The sequence below is a fragment of the Paenibacillus sp. MAHUQ-45 genome, assembly GCF_058133325.1.
Window position 1 is genome coordinate 186,925 of the sequence record NZ_JBYUPV010000010.1, and the last position, 21,400, is coordinate 208,324.

The following is a 21,400-nucleotide window of genomic DNA, read 5'->3' on the forward strand; positions in this document are numbered from 1 at the left end:
CACTGTCTAGGAGACGATATTGTTGATGCTTAAGCAGAGTATTACACTGAATTGTCTCTTTTATTGTTTTAAATCCTCATTTTCGCCGACAGTTTCACTTTTAGATCGCAACACAGAAATTACACTTCTCATTTGTTTAGGCATTGGTAGATCGAGTCGCCCATAATTTTCGGCCAAACTAAACAATTCATTTCCAATGTAAAAGGAAGTAGCACCTACCATAAAACCCAGTGTCCCTGTAAGTTCTAGCATAAGATCTACACGATAAAGGATAGCAATCACACTAAACATCATGAATTTCTTGAAAATCCCCCAAAATCCTCGATTAGAATTGATACCCTTGGTTGGATCATCAGGGAACTTATATCCTTCATATGCTGCTGCAGCAATACCTAACATGTAATCCAAAACACATAAGAAGGCAAGGAGAGCAAGTGCATCACTCCACCCGCCAAAAAAGTACGTAACTACCGATGCAGATGCACCGATAATAATTTTATACAGATTTTCCATTTCATTATCCCCATAAATCAAAATAACCCCCACCGCTTAGATGAGGGCAAAATAAAAACGCCTTTTGGGGCGCTTATGTAATCTCTATTTCTTTTCCAATAGATTCTCAACATCTTTACGGCTAATCTCTGGAACCTGTTCCATCGCCACGAACAAGGAGTTTACCAACCATACCAATTGCAGCCATTCTTTTCTCTCACTTCTTGGTACGTAGTATTCCTCGTTTTGGACTATTCGTTTACTCATTCAATATACAGAAGAACGGTGGAAATATCCACAGTAAAAATACGTCTTATACATCACTGCAATTTATGCAATTTTGCTGGTGATTCTCAACTTATGTGATTATAAAATCACCCTTCACGAAAACCATAGAATCCCCTCTCACTTCTGCAATTAGAGTCCCTGGTTGTTTTCCTGACCAGTTAATTAACTTCCATCTCCAGTCATATCCCTGAATGAATAATCCCTCTTGCTCTGCTTTTATTGCATAGATATCGTTATTCCCTTGATCAAGTGGGACTTCATTCCATCGACCCGAACCGTCCTGCCATCTAATAATGAAGTCTTCGGTTTGACCGTTTATTCTACCAGTGAATCCAAAGTCCATTGCGTTTATCGAGCTGACAACTTCGTCGTCTCGGTATAAGTCATCCACTCGCCATACTCTCGGCCTTGTTAGAGGAGCAACATACGTACCTCTAACCCCGGCAATGATTACACCATCTTTGATATTGCTTGCCAACAAAGTTGGTATGCTAACTTCGAACATTGTGTTTAGGTCAACGACTCCCTTAGTATTTCCACCAATGCTGCTAGGTCTCACTCGAATGAACTTTTCTTGTGAGTTCGTATTTACTCCGGGTAAAGTCAATCCCGAACCATCCGCTAAGGCTCCTACATTAAGAGTCGGAGATTCAGCACTTTGGAAGGTCTTACCGATTAAAACATCCTCAGCTTTAGCGGTTCCTTCATTCTCACCCCCTTCACCCTGTAATATAAAAGACGTTCCACTATAAATAACTGTGTACACTCCAAGAGCAGAGAGTTTTCCAGCGGAACCATTTGGCTTCAAAATGGACTTCGCACCTAAACCATTTGGGTTAATCGTTGGGTTGCTACCGCTTGCTGTGTGCGCTACAAAACTGAAACGTAATCCAGCAACTAAAGCTGTTGGTGCAGGAGATAAGGCAAGAGTATATGCAGTTGGAGTTCCAGTAGTAGTACCAAAACCAGTATTGTTAGCTAAAGCTACTTTATCAGCAGAACTCATTAAACCGTTTGCTCCAGTTGTCGCAACAGCAGTCGACGCTTTAGAATTCCAAGTTGTTTTTTCTGCATCAGTAACAAAACGGTTGGATGTATCTTGAGAAATTATAGATGCTGGATGGGTTGCTGGATGGGTATAGTTGTTTGCACCAGCGGCAATGCCATCGAGTTTTGATTTATCCGAAGCTAACATTAGCCCATTTTTAGATGTTGTAACTCCACCTTCAATTTGTTTGAATTTATCCTCAACACTACCTCCGCTTGTGAGGACAACGTTGTTTCCTTTTGTTACAGGATAAATGTTATCCCAATCCAATCCATTATGTTTTTTTATCAATACATTTTTCTCAGCCATTAATTAACATCCCTTTCGAATTCACTTTTGCTATTATACTTCTTGAAACCACACATCAGCGTCTGTTGGTGAAACCGTCCGAACATGACTTAAAGGAGTAGCATCTGTGATACCATATCGAGCCAAAGTAACTGGTGTACTAGTTAAGCACCTCCACCACCGACTAGTAGCGATGTACCAGATGCATTGTCGAGGTAGATCTCACCAGTGTCAACAGTTATATACTTAGCTGCTACTGTATCAACTTTTGAAGCTAATTGAGTAGCAATGATTTAGTTTTTGGAAATAATTCATCCCAATCAGATCCGTTATTCAATAGCCCCCGGAGATCCGAGGGCAACATAAAAGTCAGACCTTTTTGTGGTGCTAAACAACCGGAGTTGCTTTCAGCGGCTTGCCGTTAGTACCATACCGATTTTTCCTAATTCTTCTTTCACAGCAGCTTTCAAGCTAGCCGGAACTTGCTCGTAGGTTTTATATTCCTTAATAATCAAAGATACGTATACTGTAACCATTATCGCACCCCCTTTCAGGGCATAAAAAAAGAACCTCCATAGGAATGTGGCTCCGTTTACGCTTTTATCTCTAACAGTTGCTCATACACGTCAACGAGCGCGAGCTGTAGGCTCGTGGTCTCCGTCCGAGATGATAGCAACTCCTCGTATGCTTCCGCAAGCGCAACCTGAGTCATTGCTAGATCTAGTGACAAATCAGCCACTTGTACGCTTAGCGGTTTTTCATATACTGGCTCCTGCGGCTGCTCTGTCTCGTTAGGATCAGGATAGCTGAACTCAATCTCCAATGTCTTTAAATTGAATCGGTATCCGTTACTCCTTGCAAAGTCCTCGCGGTACTCACCATATTCTAGCTCTAGCACTCCTACCGTTTCCGGGGTTCTCTCTGCTAGTGCCCTGTAAGCTGCAAAATCCTGTTCTTGTGTTGTCTCTACAACATCACCGGATCTCTCTCCGGTGTCTTGAATGATGTTACCTGTTGCCAACTCATAATATAATCTGCGTCCTATTTGCATTGCCCTTCTCCCTTCTCTCTTCTTATCCCCAAGCTTCCCACGTATACGTTCCTGCACCAAATTGACTGTAATAACTAGTGGCTGAAAATCCGTTATCATGAAGATAATGTTCAGCTGCATACCCACCACCCATAGCCGTTCCATTACCTGAAAATGGATATTCGCGTCCACAAGCAAAATAAAAAATAAAATAGTGACTCAAAGGAGGTTCCATATACAAGACAAAACCGAACGGACGGAACCCAATACCATAAACACCGAGATCTTTTTGTGAAACATACGTTGTTCCCTTTGCGTAGTATTTAGGCTGTAAGCTCCCACCTACACCCAATATGTTATAACCAGCTCGGATATTTTCAGTTCTAAGATGTGGTGTTGCTGCAACAACCCAACTCTCCCCACTGTAGTACCCCCGTGGAGGCTGAAAGAAGGTTGTATCTCCCGGCCACACTGTATATTGTTGCGCTGGCATGTGATGGTTTTCCGCACTTCTATTCGGGATCCCTCCGACTACTCCGAAAATAGAAGCGCCCCCTAAGATGTTGTTTGGATGTATTGATGGCTGCAATCCCTGTAATTGGGCTGTAGATACTTTTATTTCTCCCGCACCCATGCCTCCCTTCCGATAGCCTTTCCTTGGGTATACAGCCAAGCCACCATCAGGCCATATCCCAATACCTTCGGGAGAATCTGCCGCAGAGGTTATCTCTGGCATTGTTCCAGCGACGTTAACTCCATTAACATAGGCTGATCTCCCCGTTAGCATATCGGAGGCTGTGGCTGTCGCGTCTGCTGTCGCTGTCCCTTTCATGCCCAATACAGTTTTACCACTCATGATGTTAGCAGCTTGAAAGTTAGCATCAGCGTGAGTGATTAACGCACCCGCGATCTGTCCACCTCTAGTCTGGTATGCACCTAGAGGGATCATAGCAGAAAGCTGTCCAGCTGTTGCCGACACCGTTAGTGCCGCCGTGCTTCCTGCCATGTTCTTCATGGTTCCTTTAGTTCCGGCAATTGTTGTATCTTCTAGCACCTTATCAGCTGGGACAGTTACCGCCTCAACAGCAATCGCTGTATCATATATCCCGGCTGGCTTGACAACCGCTGTGGCCCCCGGAGTAACCGTACCTCCCGTTTGAACCGGGAGTGTACCTGTGATATCTCCCGCATCAGTAGCCGCTGTTCTCCCCGCGCGAATATCCCCGGCTACTGCATTACCGGAGCCACCCGCGCTATCTGCCAAAAAATCCGTACCCACACGTCGGAAAGTATAAGGCTTGCCAACAAGTAATTTACCCGCTGCATAAGCTACGCCTTTTTGATCTTTAAGAGGCACTGCTGCAAGGCCGTTAACACTTAGGGTAGGGTTAGCTCCATTGGCTACGTGCGGAACAATAGTAATACCGAATCCATCCGGTATTGAAGTTGGCGCTGGAGTTAGAGCCGCGTTATAAGCTATAGCTGTACCACTAGTGGCTGCATATCCCGGCTGCCGGATATAGTCAGCTTTTACTGCTGTAACCGCTGCGTTCGCTTTTTCCTGTGCGCCAGCCGGAGTCTCTTTAGCGTTCCAAGTTGATTTTTCTGTGTCAGTGACAAATCTATTTGAAGCATCCTGTGTGATGATAGATGCTGGATGTGTTGCCGGATGGACATAGTTGTTTGCTCCAGCGGCAATCCCATCAAGTTTAGATTTATCTGAAGCTAGCATTAACCCATTTTTAGATGTTGTAACTACACCTTCAATTTGTTTGATTTTATCCTCAACACTACCTCCGCTTGTGAGGACAACGTTGTTTCCCTTCGTTACAGGATAAATGTTATCCCAATCCAATCCATTATGTTTTTTTATCAATATATTTTTTTCTGTCATTAATTAATACCCCTTTGAATTCACTATTCCCATTATACTTCTTGAAACCACACATCAGCGTCTGTTGGTGAAACCGTACCAACCGTTACTTTCGATTTACCGCCCCAAATACTCTTCTCTGCATCAGTAGTAAATCGTTTAGTTGAACTTTCGACTACATCAGTTGCGTTATGAGTATGCGCAGATGGAGCAAATGTAGTTGGCTTACCCGTTACTTCAGAATAATCAACATTACCCCAAGCTGCACTTCCTGCCGTAGCACCAGATTTCAGGACTTTTGCATTGCTTGATGTCCCTGTCGCTGGTACATGCAAGTTACCGTCACCAGATGGATGAACATAGTTGTTTGCACTTGTGGCTATACCATCAAGTTTCGTCTTGTCTGCGGCAGACATAAATCCTGCTGTTGTAGTTGTTACAGTAGCATGTGTTGCTCCTCCCGTACCAACGTGACTTAAAGGAGTAGCATCTGTGATACCATATCCAGCCAAAGTAACTGGTGTACCAGTTAAGCTAGACCAATTTACAGTACCACCACCACCGACTAGCAGCCACGTACCAGATGCATTGTCGAGGTAGATCTTACCAGTGTCAACAGCTATATACATAGCTTTACTTCCCGTAGCAGTTGGTTTAGATGCATCATTACCACTGGTTGTCTTCGTAGGTATAAACCCTAAAGCTGCATTTACATCAGTTGTACTTAATTCAGCACGAATTGTAGCCGAACTTTTATTCTCTACATTGCCAAGTCCCACATCAGCTTTTGTTGTTCCGTGAGGGTTCGTTCCAATAGGATGAATATAAACATCCACATCGGCACCATTTATTTTTATTTTACCATTAGTACTTGATTGAACTTTCGTTGCCCCATCAGTGATACCATCTAATTTTGTTTTTAGAGTATTTGTAAAATCATTAGCCGATAAATCTTTCCCTGCTACTTTATCAACTTTTGATGCTAATTGAGTAGCAATAGTAGCTGCAAAATTGGGGTCTTTGCCCAATGCAATTGCGATTTCTTCTAATGTATCCAGGACAGCTGGAGCAGCACCCACTAGTTTTTTAATAGCACTATCAATATCAGCTTGTGTAACTTTTGCGTTCCACGATAGTCTTTCTGCAGCTGTAATATGAGAAATGGTATCCATCACATGATCTTCGATAGTTTTCCCACTGTTCAATGTAACTAATGTCGATTTCGTTTTTGGAAATAATTCATCCCAATCAGATCCGTTATTGTATTTCATTTGTATATTTTTTTGTGTCATTCAATAGCCCCCAAGATACTTATTATTTTTGTTCATCTTCTTCAAAATATATTTCTGCTTCACCCTTTTTCGTAGAAGCATTGGCAATAATTAATCCGATATATTGTAAAGCACTATCAGACAAGTCTTCCAACCAAAAAAAAGGATTAGCTACATTAGGCTCATCCTTCGACAATATGAACTGATCTTCTGTTAATGTCCCAAAACCATTTCCATCTTGTCCTTTTTTAGCGAGAAGTCTCCAAAATCCAGTGTTAGTAGGTATCTTATTCAACGCTTGGACAGTACACATATAACTCGATCCACCATAAGCCACAATGTTATTTGGATAATATGTTATTGTTGTACTATAGTCCCCCATGAATGTAGTTCTACTTGCTACACTGTTTGCATTAGTAATAGCAGCATTTACGTTAGTAGTTGCAGCATCTGCGTTGGTCGCAGCTATATTAGCTTTATCTCTTGCTGCATTTGCACTTCCAGTAGCAATATTTGCATTGTCTCTTGCGGTATCCGCATTAGTAGCCGCTAGATTTGCCTTATCTCTTGCTGTGTTCGCATTAGTAGCTGCTGTATTAGCATTAGTTGCTGCGTTAGTTGCGTTAGTTGTTGCTGTGTTAGCATTTGAAATAGACTCAGACACATCCACAATCAGATTCCAATTTGCAGCTGTTGTAATTGGAATATTTAATGTCCCATCTTTAACACACATAAATAGCTTTTGGTTGGAAGAATCAACAACAAAATCACCATATTGATACGTAGTGGCAATTGAGTAGATTCCTTTCCAGTTAAATGCTACAATTTTTCTCCAGTAAGTTGTGTTGGTTGGAACAGTTCCCGCGGTAGTATTTAATACACACATATATGTAGAACCGCTATAGTAAACTAGATTTCTAACAAAATAAGCTGTAGATGCACTATAATCTCCCTTATGAACTAAAGAATCCCCTGCACTCTTAGCATAATCCCCCTGTTGTGTAGCATATAGCGCTTTTGTATCTGCATTAGTAGCCGCTAGATTTGCCTTATCTCTTGCTGTATTGGCATTAGTAGCTGCTGTATCTGCATTGGTTTTAGCAGTGTTTGCATTAGTAGCTGCCAAATTAGCAGCATCTCTTGCCGTGTTCGCACCACGAGTAGCGGTATCTGCATTAGTCTTAGCCTCGTTAGCCGCGTCTCTTGCTGCATTAGCTTGCGCTGTTGCTGTATTGGCTGTATTTGCTGCTAATATAGCACCTGCCGCAGCATTATCGGCATTTGCCTTCGCAATATTAGCAGCAGTAGCAGCAGTATTTGCAAGATCAGCTTTTGTGTTAGCATTAGTAGCAGCGTTGTTAGCCGCATCTCTTGCTGCGTTTGCTTGGGCTGTAGCAGTATTTGCTGCTGTAGCTGCATTGTTCGCCAAGTTTGCCTTATCATTGGCATTAGTTGCAGCAGCATTAGCTTTATCCGTAGCAATTTTAGATTCAGCAATTTTTCCATCAATTTCAATTATTTTTTCATTACTTTTATCTACAAAATCTTTTAGTGTTTGCTTTACATTTCCATCTTGCTCTACAGTCCATACTCTTGCAGAACTAACATAATGATTTCCTCTGCCTTTATAAATCGCAGTTAACGACTTACCTTCAGCGGAAGAATGGAAATATACTAAACCTTCGTTATAATCAACACGATATTCATTAACGGCTAGATTGTTGTTCTCAGAAGTAGGTACTTCAAAATAACCAGATATTCTAACTTTGTTTAAAGCAACTGGGATTTCATTAAGCTGCAACACTCCATTGAAGACTTTCTTAGACTCTGTTATATCTATATATGGGTCAGAACTTGTTCCCACGCGATATTTTGTTATGGTGCTATTTTGATAATCGAATGCCGACATTTATTCACTCCTTATTTTAATTTTTTTCATACAATGGTGAGAACGGAGTGGGGGAACAAAAAAACCATTTATACAAATGGCCTAATTTCACATGGTAAGCATGGATATGAAAAAACACGCCAATGAAAACGTGGTTTATTTTTATATCCAAGAATTCCATTCAGTTCTCTCGTCATCATCTAGTATTCTTCCAATAAACCTCTAATAACAAACCCATGGCTTGTAGGCCTGAGTGCTGGAACTACTGGCAGAGTTGAACGTCTTACGTATCAAAACATCGTCAGTAGTGACAGTGTCTTCATTTTCCTCACCCCCTTCACCCTTTAAGATAAAAGCCGTTCCATTGTAGACTAAGGTGCATACCGAATCCTTTTCACGGTAAAAACACAAAATTAAACGCTCAACCAATCACTTATCACAATTTAAACTATTTACCTCGAGGTGAAATTGGTCGAGCATTGAATATGGATCTTAGCTTATCTACTAAACCTAAATTCTACTCAGTCCTAGTCCCAGTAGGAACTTGGGAACTGTAGTGTTTTCTAGAAGCCAACAAAAGTCTTCAGGTATAGTCCCGCATTAATTCTTCCTAATTGTGTAGATGTTAACTCAATCGTATGCCACCCTTTAGTGGTGATCCATTGGGTTACATCCACACTATTTTCCGACCCGTAGTATGCACCGCTCCGATGAACCCCATCAATAAAGATATTTACACCTGATGCGAAGCTACTCTCATAAATGCCGTAATTAATGTCATGGCTATGAGCTGGAATACTTATTGTATGAGTATGATCAATAAAATGAGAGTGACTTAAAACATCGTGACTGTGAGGAGGGATGGTTGTCTGATGGCTGTGGCTACCATCTGAAGATATTGGGGGCGCATAATTTAAATTAGCTGAGTTTCCATGATTATGACTACCTGCGGAGCCACCATGATTATGACTGCCTTCACTACTTGTATAATATGTACCTCCCCCAGAAGGCTGAGCCATCCCAGATACAGAAAATCCGCTAACTATCATTCCCCCAGCAACCAAATGCCCATTCTGAACGATAGCTCCATTTCCATCTATAGAGTACCCATTACCATTCTGAGTTGTAGTAATGGAACCTCCTCCAGCAGAAGCACCCTTACTATACGCTCTAAATCTCTCCAGACTAAAGTTAAGTACGACCTTTCTAATGCTAATCATTCCATCATCAATATAGAATTTAAGTTTTAATCCATGTGTACTATCAACATTATCTGCTAATTGTATGGAGTCTGTTTGTACAATACCATCCTCATTAAGTACAATATCCCCTTGTCTACTAACAATCTTCAAACCATACATACCAGGATTATACCCACCCAACTGCACCCGAATGTTTCCTGCTGGATCTTTAATCGTTAATAGATTCCCTTCTACAGTAAATGTGCCAGCGTCATCACTTATAGACAACTTATTCCCCATAATCAGACGACCTGCAATACGCTCAGCAACAATTCGATCTGGTAGAATGGCCGTACTCCAAGTATTTCCGTTATCCTGAGATAATGCTATTTGCCCATGTTGCATAACCAACAGTTTTTGGGGGTCGTTTGGATCTCTAATAATGATACCTTTACGTGATATTTCTACTGATTCGTTTACTCCCGCCACAATATCATGCTTTACTGCATCCCATGTTTCATTCAGTAACTTTGTAGTTTCATCTGCGGTTGCTTTGGCTCGATCCCAGCTCTTACTTTTGATATCGACAGTGTTTGAGCTACTTATAGACTTATAATAGTTCTTCATGAATCTTTGTTCGTCGGTCAATAAATCTCTCGCATTTGAAACAGTGACATCAATTGTGCTGTTCTCATAATCAAAATCAATCTGAGACACATTTGCCTGAATGCCAATACCCAGACGTTCATGTTTAACCGTCACAATGTCCGCAATATTAAGTTTCTCCCAGTTATGACTCTCCGTCATAATCTCATAAAAATTAACTAAAGATACTTTTGCAACAATCTTTGGTTCTCTAATTTTATCAAATTCAATTTTCCCATCTGCTAGTAGCGTTTTAGCATCAGAATAGTTATCATCGCTAAATTCCTTTTCAATAATGAAAGGATTCAATTCGGTGAGCTGTTTGTCTGTAAGGTTATTTTCCATTTTCAATGAATTTGACAAAATATCCATACTAGATTGAATAGAGATAATCTGAGCTTTAGTAGCACTAATTTCATTATCCTTATTTTTAATTTGTGTCTCCATATTTGTTTTATTAATTTTAATTTGCGTTGTGTCACCACCTGTGGCGTTGGCTGTTGCTAAATTATCATCAATAATATAAAGCTGCGTCTTTAATTGACTAAGTTCAGTTTCTTTGGTATCAAGAATAGCGCGACTACTTGTCATCTGATTTAGGAGACCTGTGTACTCATTCTGTTTCGCAGCATAAAGAGTACTATAATTGATTAATGCTTCACATAAATCATCACTCATATAGTCACTATGCTTAATAAGCTTACCCGAATTATCTTTTTGATATGGATAAATAAAATAGGAAAAATCCTGGATGAAGTTTGTTCCCAAAGGGTTTACCGATTGAATAGAGATTCCCTCTTTACCAAATAGCTTAAGCCTAGTGCAAAATTCATCAAAGTTTAATTCATGATTTAGACTCTGCATCAACATTCCAAATTTAGTTGTGAATCCTTTGTTTTTTCCGTAGTTATTTGGATTATAGAAATGTATTTTTTGATTAATGGTGTCCCAAACAATTAAAGCGTTAAATTTGTCGGCGGCTTGTTGAATGCCTTCAAGAACATTACCTGTAAAACTAATGGCTCTATATTTCAAATCAAACGAAGCATCTACATAACCAATTTTCCATACGGTTTGCTTTAGCAGATCAGAAAGTATTTGACTTAAAGTATAGGATTCCACATTATAATTTTTTATCAATTTGGAAGCTAGACTATAGCCATAACTGAGGCATTCAACAGTTACGCTGTCATCTTCATTGGACGCTTTCGGAATTTTATCAATCACATAATATTCTTTATAATTTCCTTTTTCAAATCTTATAAGATAATGTTCTTTCAAAAGATCAATATGTTTATTTTTAACTAAACCATCTAACTCAGTTAACATTAGCGGTATTTTAAAGCTCAATTCATTTAATGATCCATTGTAGATTTTTTGAGTAATGTTATTATGTACTTCGGGAAGTCTTGCAATAGTCTTCTTATCTGGTCTGCACAAAAAGAGTTTTGGTTTAATAATCTCTGTATTTATTTGTTCGATCAAATCTTCAGCCCCTAATTTACAAACTGGTATCTCCATTGAATCTTACATTTTCCATATATCCTTAAATAGTTATATCCAGTCACAAACGAAGGGAACGCTCCATAAGTGTCGTCAAAATGATAATTTAACGAAATATCTGAAACTATATCTTCTTTCTCACAGTCAATGTCAATAGTTTCATTATTAACTAGATTGACAACTCGGAATGTCTTCCCTCTGTTTGACTCATTAACAATACTAATTTCTCCATCGCCTATTTTCTGGATCTTAATCTGAGGTTTACAAATCAATCCACCTTTATTCTCCACCACAAATTCCATACCATTTGCATTATTTGATGAGCAGTCTAACCATTCAGGTTGATATACCGGAGAATAGGTATAAGGACTAATACTTCTCATTTCGATAGTCACATATCCTTCTTTAAGAGAGTTGTGCAAGAGTCTCGGCTCCCCAGTATATAAAAGGTAATACACTTTATTCCAATCATTCGACAAAACCATAGGTTTATAATACGTTTGCTTTCCAAGCCACCGATAGACTTCTTCTAATTTCCCTTCATCAAAGTTATCAACAAATGCAAATGTTAGATTAACTTTAAATGGGGTTTTCTTTTGTTCAATAAAATATGGAGTATCATTTCCTCTAATCGTCGTTTCATTAATTGTTTGTTCAGGCAGAAAATTCTCTTCCAACATTCCTGTTTCCATATTGACATTAACGATACCCATATCCAAACTTTCAATTCCATCGTATATAAAATATAAGCTATCCCTTATTGGCAATTCTTCACCACCTAAAAATATAAAAAGGTGAGATATGAAATCTCACCTTTCATTTATTTAATTCCTCGTTTTAAATTTTGCTGAACGATGTCAAAGAATTTCTTCGCACCTGTCTCATCGCCAACCATTTTTTCAATCGTCACATTAACATTTATTCCTCCCGAAGAAACAACAGCGCTTGGCGCGGGAGAAAATGGTCTAATTATTGAAGACAGTAAATTGCTTAGATTAACTTTAGATCCTGCAAAAATATCTCTAACAACATTGACAGTATCCAATAATCTGGATGTGTCAGACTCATTCAAGACAAGTTCCTTTTCGTGAGCCAAAAGAAATTTACCTTCTGTGGGCATACTTGCAGGGGTCATCCCACCTGTTTCGGCAGAGAACACCTTTTTCTTTAATTGATCAGAAGTACCATCCTGAAATCCATATCTGTCACGATATTCTTGATTTTTATCATTTAATTCTTGTAATTCCTTTTGCTTTGCACTGTATTCAGATGAATTCTTCCCAAGCCCTTTCATTTCTCCAAGTAATTTTTCTGCTTTTACTTTGTTTTCCAGATACTCAGCCCAGGCAGCATTCCGATTTCTCATTGATTCTAAAGGTGTGTTGGTCTCAGGTTGTACAACTACATTGCCTGTTTCACCAGAAGAACTTGGTTTATTGTCTATTGGAAAACTTTCCGAGTACTTACTGTCTAGATCGATAGAGTATTTTAAGTTTGCTTTCATCTTCTCAGCATAGCCTGCAGAGTTTTGTTCTAATTCTTTAAAGAATTGATCGTAAGCAAGTTTAATCTTATCCAATTCACCCTGAATCAGGATCGTATCTTCGCTCATGAGATTCTGCTTCATTTTGAAAAAATTCTCTTCATCATTCAATAAACCGTCATAATACTCATCATTCTGTTTTTTTAAATATTCCAAATTCTTAATAATGTTTGTATTCTTATCGTTTTCAATTTCTTTTTCGGTATCTACAGTTTTCCTCTTGTCTTCCAACTGCTTTTGTAGATTGTCTTTACGAAGAGTTCTTTCGCGTTCAAGTTTAAAACGTTCAATTTCTTCTGTTTGAGTTGCAATTTGTTCTTGTAATTCTTTAGTATTAGCCCGACCCTCTATAGAGTCATCTTTGGAAAGCTCGTCTAACCTAGTTTGCAGTTTAGCACGAGATGCTATTTTCTTATTTAACTCTTCGTTAAAATCATCCGTAGTGTCTTGAGTGTCCATCAACTTGATTTGAGCATTGATAACTTCCTCAAATCTAGACATTTCCTTATCTAAATTCTCAATCCGTGTTTTATGTCTAGCATCTTCAGCTTCTTTTTCTTTGTCAAAAGCAGCATTTCTAAGCTTTTGCTGCTCTTGAAGCACCCTCTTGTACTTTTCAATTACATTATCTGCATATTTTTCTCTGATAGACTTCAGCTTGTCTTCTTGGTCTATTCCCTGCTTAACCATGTCTTCTGCTTTTTTACGATATTCTTCTCGATCAGTAGGGAGTAGTTCTTGGTTATTTGCTTGAGAAGAATAATATTCAAATAACTTTTTGATTTCTTCTTTGGATTGCTTAATAATAGCAATCTGATTTTTCATCTCTGCATTATACTCAGCAGTTCCTTCTCTCATCGCGTTCAACTTTGTAGATGAAATATCATATTGATAATTCAAGTTGTCGAGTCGATCCTCAAGTGGTTTAGCTTTAGACTTTATCAGCTCTGCATTTAAATTTTTGACATCTCCCGTATAATCTTTAAGATTTAAATCATCAAGAATTGCTTTAAGATTCTTTTTAGTTGCCGCGTCTAAGTTTTCACTTTTCATCAGATTTTCAATAGAAACTATTAGATCATCATTTTCTTTCTTTTGTTTCTTCTTGAGTTCAATCTGATAATTCAGTTCTTTATTATACTCGGGTGTCCCTTCAGCATATTGAGCCATTTTTTTTTGAGATTGTTGAATTAGTTTGTCCATCTCATCAATATGTTCTTTGGTTGCATCAATATCAATATTAAGATTATCAACAAGTGTCTTGTACTTTTCGGATTGAATGTCTGAGCGTTCAGTCTGAAGTTGTTTAATTAACTTTTGCCAATCATCTGATTTAACTCCATAGCGTTTAATTTCTTTGTCTAAATCTAATGCTTCTTGATTTTTAATTTTTTGAATACCACTTTGGATATTAACCTGATATTTATTTTCTTTTTTAAATTCTTCACTAGTAGGATCCAGCTTTTCTTGCCTTTTTTTAGAAGCAGTGATTAAACGTTCTAGTTCTTCGACTGCGATGTCAGCGTTGTACTGTATGGATCTTAATAAATCCTCTACGCTATCAAAACCCTCATTCTTAAGTCGCTCAATATCTTTCTCTTTTTGTTCAGCAGATTTCTTATATTCTTCTGGTGTTAGGGCTTCTATTTTACCATTATTATCAGTTGTTTTTCCGTTAGAATTACTTGAAGAAGTGGGGGTTGATGTGGATTGCACATCATCACTCAGAACACGTTTGCCCGAAGTGAAGCTTTTAGACCAATAAGGATTATTAATATCCTGTTCGCTCAATCCAGTTTTTTGGCCAACATGTTCAAATTTACCATTACCTTTATAAATACCAACATGTCCATTAGCTTTATTAGGATTGGTATCAAAGAAAACCAAGTCACCAGGCTGTAAATCTTCTATTTTATTTATCGTTTTTCCTTTTTTAAATTGAGCAGATGTATCTCTGCCTAAGTCAATCCCCATAAATTGCTTGAACATTTGTTGCACAAATAGAGAACAGTCCGAAATAGCATCTTTAACAAACTCTCCATACGTTCCACCAGACTTATCTTGACTATATTTAAATTTACCTTCTAGTCCAGAAAAAGCAGAAAACATTTTATTTAATGAAGCGTTAGATGTACTGGTTCCAGCTTGATTCCCTGTTGAGGCTGATGAATTAGAAGTAGTATCCGAATTATTGACGGTTCTCGTAACCTTTTTTGCAACTAACTCTGACGGATCAGCATTCTCTACTAATTTTAATTCTTCTTGTTTTAGTCTTATGCTCTCTCGAATTGAATCTTGGTATTCTTTGGAGCTTTTTTGCATCCTTTTGCGACGACTTTCTTCTATATCTTGCTGTTTTTGGAGTTCTTTTAGTTTCTCTTGAACTTGGGTTAGAACTTCAACAGTTTCAGTGTAAGAATCATTAAGCTTATCATTAGAATCCTTAAGTTTATCATTAGAGCTTTTAAGTTTATCATTAGCATCTGTCGTTTTCCCCGCTGATGTTAGCATTGCGTAGTATAAATTTTTTAATTTATCATTCTGCGCTTTAGCTTTTTCAATCATTTGCAAAGTATTTTGAGCTGCTATGATACCCGCCTTATCATGCTGTTTTTCAGCTAAATAGCTTCTAGTTTCGTCCGTGGCCTCAGGATCTCGCATAACAGTACGAATATCTCTATCTACTTCTTCTCTTTTACTTGCGAGGGCTTCCATTGCTTGCGCTACGTTTTTAATTCCTTCGATCTGTATACCATAATTTTTAAGATCCTTAATTGTTTCCTTTTCAAGTCCTGCAACTTGACTTTCTTTTGCTTTGAGAATATCTTTAAAACTTTGTATATGACCATCTCTGAGTTTTATTACAGCCGCTTCATTGACCTTTAAAACTCCATTTTCATTTGATACTGCCTCGCTAAAGCCATCCACTTTTTGCATAAGATTCGCAATTTCATCGGCTGTTAAACTTTTTCCTTGCTTGAGTTTTTGGATGGCAGCATTAAGTGGACTCACATTATCTACTGCCTGTGTAAAACCATTTGACAAATCGGCCATTGCTTGTTCAACATCTTTAGAGCGATCGACGATTGGCTCTAATACACTAGCTTGTTGCTTCAAAGCTTCTTTCGCGTCAAGTATGGATGCAATAAATAGATTAATTCGATTATCTGTTAACCCGAGTTCAGTACCTAATACTTTTATTTCATCTTTTGTTCGCTCAATAACCGATTCATCAGTGCTAATCTGGAGACCATTTAGTTTAGTAGCTAAGCTAGCGATGACAGTAGCCTTATCATTTATCTCTTTGGGGGACAATCCTTCGAGACTCAGATTTGATGTAATCTTATCAATTTGTTTTGTGAGACCATCATCCATCTTGACTTTATTGAGAGAAAGCATATTCTGAACTATTGAGCCCAAATCTGCTCTTAGAGCGTTAGAAGCGGTTGCCACCTTCTGCTGTAATGTCAACATCTTTGTTTCCATCTGATTCAACTGAGACTCGTTAAATAGATTAAACGTTGTGCCCATTACATTACCGCCGAGTGCCATCTTACCTTGCAAATCTGATATTTGTTTTTCGTATTTCTCAACTTCATCTATCTTTTCCTTAAACGTACTTTCGGCATCAAGGACTTTTTGATTTTGATTAAGCTTCGCTAATTCTTCTGCGTATATTAACTCTTCTTTGATGGCGTCAGCATTTTTTAGATGTTTATTCCCTTTATCATCAATAGATTCTACAAGGTTAGGCATAAGTGTCGCTAATTCTTCAACAATTTGGCGATAATTATTTTCTTGCTCAACATCTGCAAATACCATACCATTTTGTGTGAGTTGGTTTAACCTTTCATACTCGCCAACCAGTGCGTTTATCTTAGCAGACTGGGTAGACCAAGAGTTCGCAATGTGTTGTTGCTGCTCAGCGAAAGCTTTCTGCTCTTCTTTGGCTTGTTGATGGGCAGCAATTAATTTGGAGATTGCCACCGTTGCTAATGTAATTACGGCAACGAAGCCCACGCTAAGTACCGTTTGCAGACCTAAAGTTGCCAATTTTGCAGAAGTGGCAGATCTAGTGTACAATTCAGAAAATATTGTTAATGATCTCATCTCTAAACCGGCAGTAGCCAGACTTTCGAATAATTTGTCAACTTTAGTAGCAAGAGTAGCCCGTTTAAAAAATAAAAAAGCAGTAGTTGCTACGCCAACACTTGTTTGCAATCCACCAAAGGTATTGGCCACTTGATTAAGAGTATTAACTAAACCTGTCATTAGATCAATTACGTTGCGAATATCTTCAGATTTAAACATACTGCTCCACAATCCCTCAAGTGCAGCCTTCATTGTGTTTATATGAGCTTCTGTTCCTTGCTGATATAGTCCGAACTTCTCTGTTGATATACCAGCACTATCTAGTGAACCTTTGTAAAGATCGACGGATTGACCATAATTCTGCATCAAACTTGCGAATTGTGCACTTTGATTGGAACCTGCTAATGTGGTTGCAATATAAGCCTGTTGCTTTGAGCTAATAGAATCCCATCTAAGGCCAATTTCATCAAGTATTGTACCAAAATTCCGAACATTCCCCCCTTCGTTTTCGAATGCAACCCCAATTTCTGCTAACGCCTTTGCTACATCGTTTATTGTTGTGCCGTCTGTCGAATTAAGGCCAGTTTCTTTGAAAGATTGCATTCGTTCGAGGATATTCTTGATCGAGTTACCAACAGCATCTGCAGATTCTTGTGTGTTTGACGATAATGTAGCTACCCATGAGGATACCTTTTCAAATTCAATGCCGACTGCTCGTGCTGTCCCCCCAACACTCTGCATGGCCTTCCCAATGTCATCTGCTCCTGCAGCTGTAGCATCGCCTAGATAACTAAATACGTCCGCTGCCCGATCAAGATCTACATTCATTGAACTGACAGTATCATTAAGAGTCTGTGCGCTTGTACTAAATTCAAGATTATTGATTGCAGCAAATTTCGCTGCCGATTCCAATCGGCTAAACATCTGCTCTTCATTGAAGCCTTGATTTGCTAATTCGACTGCTCCTTTTGCAATTTCACTGGTTGTGATGCCCATCACCATACCTAGATTGCTAAATTTAGAGGCGTACTGTTGGATTTCACTTTGCCCTTTCATATAAACTGTAGACAATTTTGTAAGGGACTTATTTAGCTCATTAACATATGTAATTCCTTCTTTTAATTGCTTAGCAATAAAATCTTCCTTAATATCCACACCAACAAAATTAAGTAAACTCTTAATTGGGATACTCAATATCTCTCCTCCCTTCTATCACTCACTGCACTTTTTAATTCATTATTCAGTAAATTAATTAGCGTCTGATTGATATTTATCTTATTTATTTTTTTCAAAGAAGGATATTCACTTAATGCTATTATCACTTCATTTATAGCTTTCGAACTGGCGTTTAAGTCTAAGCTCTCCTGTATTTTTAATGCTAATCGCCCATCTGCCATTACATTCACATCCTCTTATGAAAGCTCCTCATTCTTCGCATCGTCCAATGTTGCTCGGATTGCCATTTCACCTATAAGCTCTCCAGCACGCTTGCTGACCTTCTCAAGCTTCTCATGCACTTTCTTGACTTGTGCCGGATCAAATTGTTCCATAACTGCATCCATTATGCCGGTGTTATATAGAACATATGTGATATCTATAAGTTTCTGGATCTCAACTACCTTCTTTGAAATCGTCGGAACATCAGAAAATTCTCTAAGAATAAGCAAATTCAAAACAGCTATCGTTCCGCGAATTATTTCATCAGTCAACTCGGAACTTTTACTTACTTCCTCTAAAATAGAGATATAATCCAATACCAATTTATCCACTACTGCATCTTTAAAAGTGACACTAATGTTGACTTCGTCATTATCTTCAAGGATGTAAATCTTCCGCTTCTTATCAAGTTCTTTGTTGATTTTATTAATTTTCGCAGTCGTAAGTTTAGCCATTTTTTATATCTCCTTTTTTAACTTCATATTTTAAAAGTGTCTCTAAGACACTGGTTACAGTCCTCTTTCCACATAAATCAAGAAAGCTCTAGCTAATGTCTTAAAAAAAGGGAAAGATAGCTCACTGGCTACCTCTCCCTTAAAGCTTCCTATTTATTAAATCAATGTCGAATCATTGTAAATAACCATTGTGTACATTTCTCTACTCTTTGCAGGTTCCAAAATTTCAAGTGGAATATCAAATACCGAAGGATCACCCTCAGCACTAGTATCAATCTTCCAGTTATCTTCCATTTTAGCTTTATTAATAACAATCTGTGCAGCATAATCTTCCTCATTCACAGTATCACGTACGAGGCAATCCAAGACGACCTTGTATGAACCGGCAAATTTATCAGAAGATACGGTAATGGTTTTAGCTGTAGCATCCGTAGCAACCTTATAGTACGCTACAATTTCAGTTCCGTCTGCTAGATCTCCTGTGAAGAATGTAAGTACTTTTTCAGCCAATGTATATTTACTTGCTACCAAGGTAGCTGTAGTATGTACAAGCTCTTCACCATGGGTTCCATCCGGATTCAGTTTATATACACTGATCAGTCCAGCCGTAGCTTGTACCGGTGTATGGGCAAGAGTTGCTTTATTACCGGAAACCACAAGCTCTTCTCTCTGAATGACTTTTGTTGCAGCATTTTTGATATCATTACCTGTCATCATTGCAATAACTTCATTTGTAAATACGCAATCTTGTAGAGTCACTTTTCCTCCACGAGTACTCGAAAAAGCAACAATTTTAGAATTCCCACGTCCGCCGACAGCGTATTTTGTTTCTCCGGTATTCTCAATACCCGCAGTTTTCAAGTTTTGAAGTTGAACTTTTGCTTTCCCGGTTTTCAAATCATAAAATGTAGCAAGTGCAACCTCTTTAATAGCCCAAATGTTAGGTGTTGTCATGTATAAATTCCTCCAAATTAATTATCAATTTTGTTAGCCCAATGGATATCAGGCAATTTAATATTTTTACTTTCTATGGTTCCGGCATAAATACCAGAAATTGTGTGTTCATAGTTATCAATGTTGTTTGTGGAAAAGAATCCATTGTAGATTTGATAAATGGATAAGTCGAAGACTTCTCGTATAGAAATCCCATTAGACTTCCAGCCTAGCCCTGTTGCCATACTCATCAAATCGATCTTCTCTTTTTTAGGAGGCTGTTTTGTTCTATTCCTAAAAATCATATCAATCATTTCTTGAGCCTTCGAGTTTGCGGCTTTAAATTCAGGTTTATTCTCATTTTTAATATGATGGGCAAGTTTCAATATATATTGAATATCATCAAAATTATTTCTGTTGATAAACCCAGTTGAGAATTTAATAGAAACATCTGTTTCACCTTCATGTAATGTTGGCTCTTCTAAGAAGAACAAATGTAGTCCGTCGAATGCCAACTCTCTGAACTCTAAACTATGGTAGCAATTAGAAAAGAACACATCGAAATTAGTGATGCGATCGTCGTCAAACTCCTTGTTAAATATATCTTTATTAATCAATAGAACGGATAAATACTGGTAATATTTAGATAAATCCCTTTCAGCTACAGTCCTAAAGGACGGAAGAACTAGGTCGGGGGCTCCCTCTATACTTATTGGAACATTTGCAATAAGTTTAAGCTCGATATCTTCTTTATTTAAAGTCAATTAAATTCACATACCTTATAAACAACATCCATTCCCATATACTTCTCATTCACATAATACTCATCCATTTTATTGAATTCCAGTTTACCAAAACCAAGCCCCCGAATATTATTCAGGGTTTTATCGATCTCAGATATCATCAAATTATATCTAAGACCATGATCTGTTCTTATTTTATCCACATGGCAAAAAGCATGAATGTAGATTAAACCTGACTTGAATAATGGGTTGCTTGTTTTACGGTAATCTTTGAACTCAATCGTAACAAAAGCATTTTGGGTATCTTCAATGGACGGGACTTTAGGATAAGGATACAGTTTTTCATAAAATAATTCGGATGTGTCCTCAATGTCTGGCATATCCAGAAAATTATCATTAGAATACTTTAAAGCTTTACAAAGATTCTGAGAGGTTGCTAGTTTTTGCATTATCGTCTCTTTATCTTTACTTAGATTCTCAAATTTGTTCAACAGCTCACACCCTAAATTGCAGATTGAAGTTGTATAGCCAATGCTCTTCAAGGATATTCAATTCACAATTTGTCCTTTTCGATAATAATTCTCCTCTTTTGTCCAAGAAAATCAGACTCATTCAATTTCTTCAAATCAAGCTGGTATACTTGTATTGCTTTCTAACCCCCAATATAATCACCTCCTTTCAGGTAGTTTA

16 protein-coding genes are annotated in these 21,400 nt (G+C 38.1%); all 16 read right to left on the bottom strand.

Annotation, left to right across the window (positions count from 1 at the left end; translation table 11 throughout):
- Positions 1-60 precede the first annotated feature (60 nt).
- The 16 genes from AC3Y23_RS21250 to AC3Y23_RS21325 all read right to left on the bottom strand — a co-directional run bounded on the left by AC3Y23_RS21250 (position 61) and on the right by AC3Y23_RS21325 (position 21,201).
- Entirely contained in the window at positions 61-546 is a 486-nt protein-coding gene (locus tag AC3Y23_RS21250) for a phage holin family protein (protein ID WP_379202736.1), read from the bottom strand.
- Between the two features lie 51 nt (positions 547-597).
- Positions 598-759, bottom strand: a complete 162-nt coding sequence (locus AC3Y23_RS21255; protein WP_379202738.1) for a hypothetical protein — start codon at positions 757-759, stop codon at positions 598-600.
- 91 nt (positions 760-850) lie between these two features.
- Positions 851-2,137, bottom strand: coding sequence for a hypothetical protein (locus AC3Y23_RS21260; protein WP_379202740.1), 1,287 nt, complete (start codon positions 2,135-2,137; stop codon positions 851-853).
- A 386-nt stretch (positions 2,138-2,523) separates the two neighbouring features.
- Complete coding sequence (locus AC3Y23_RS21265; protein ID WP_379202742.1) at positions 2,524-2,652, bottom strand: CD1375 family protein; 129 nt, start codon at positions 2,650-2,652, stop codon at positions 2,524-2,526.
- Positions 2,653-2,708: 56 nt separating this feature from the next.
- Positions 2,709-3,167 (bottom strand): hypothetical protein, encoded by a 459-nt coding sequence (locus tag AC3Y23_RS21270; RefSeq protein ID WP_379202744.1) that lies wholly within the window; start codon positions 3,165-3,167, stop codon positions 2,709-2,711.
- A 22-nt stretch (positions 3,168-3,189) separates the two neighbouring features.
- Entirely contained in the window at positions 3,190-4,878 is a 1,689-nt protein-coding gene (locus tag AC3Y23_RS21275; protein WP_379202746.1) for a hypothetical protein, read from the bottom strand.
- A gap of 194 nt (positions 4,879-5,072) precedes the next feature.
- Positions 5,073-6,311: a hypothetical protein gene (locus tag AC3Y23_RS21280; RefSeq protein ID WP_379202748.1), complete on the bottom strand. Its 1,239-nt coding sequence runs from the start codon at positions 6,309-6,311 to the stop codon at positions 5,073-5,075.
- A 22-nt stretch (positions 6,312-6,333) separates the two neighbouring features.
- On the bottom strand, positions 6,334-8,199 hold the full coding sequence (locus AC3Y23_RS21285) for a hypothetical protein (RefSeq protein WP_379202750.1): 1,866 nt from the start codon (positions 8,197-8,199) through the stop codon (positions 6,334-6,336).
- Between the two features lie 542 nt (positions 8,200-8,741).
- Positions 8,742-11,489, bottom strand: coding sequence for a phage tail spike protein (locus tag AC3Y23_RS21290; protein ID WP_379202752.1), 2,748 nt, complete (start codon positions 11,487-11,489; stop codon positions 8,742-8,744).
- A gap of 11 nt (positions 11,490-11,500) precedes the next feature.
- Complete coding sequence (locus AC3Y23_RS21295; RefSeq protein ID WP_379202754.1) at positions 11,501-12,274, bottom strand: phage tail domain-containing protein; 774 nt, start codon at positions 12,272-12,274, stop codon at positions 11,501-11,503.
- A gap of 53 nt (positions 12,275-12,327) precedes the next feature.
- A complete protein-coding gene (locus AC3Y23_RS21300; RefSeq protein WP_379202756.1) occupies positions 12,328-18,336 on the bottom strand; it encodes a phage tail tape measure protein in 6,009 nt (2,002 codons plus the stop codon).
- Positions 18,333-18,539, bottom strand: coding sequence for a hypothetical protein (locus tag AC3Y23_RS21305; protein WP_379202758.1), 207 nt, complete (start codon positions 18,537-18,539; stop codon positions 18,333-18,335). Before AC3Y23_RS21305 ends, AC3Y23_RS21300 begins: the two co-directional genes overlap by 4 nt.
- 15 nt (positions 18,540-18,554) lie before the next feature.
- Complete coding sequence (locus AC3Y23_RS21310) at positions 18,555-19,034, bottom strand: hypothetical protein (RefSeq protein WP_379202760.1); 480 nt, start codon at positions 19,032-19,034, stop codon at positions 18,555-18,557.
- 156 nt (positions 19,035-19,190) lie between these two features.
- Positions 19,191-19,988 (bottom strand): hypothetical protein, encoded by a 798-nt coding sequence (locus tag AC3Y23_RS21315; protein ID WP_379202762.1) that lies wholly within the window; start codon positions 19,986-19,988, stop codon positions 19,191-19,193.
- 17 nt (positions 19,989-20,005) lie between these two features.
- Positions 20,006-20,731, bottom strand: a complete 726-nt coding sequence (locus AC3Y23_RS21320; protein WP_379202764.1) for a hypothetical protein — start codon at positions 20,729-20,731, stop codon at positions 20,006-20,008.
- Positions 20,728-21,201 carry a hypothetical protein gene (locus AC3Y23_RS21325; RefSeq protein WP_379202766.1) on the bottom strand — a complete coding sequence of 158 codons (474 nt, stop codon included), beginning with the start codon at positions 21,199-21,201 and terminating at the stop codon, positions 20,728-20,730. Before AC3Y23_RS21325 ends, AC3Y23_RS21320 begins: the two co-directional genes overlap by 4 nt.
- Between the last annotated feature and the right edge of the window lie 199 nt (positions 21,202-21,400).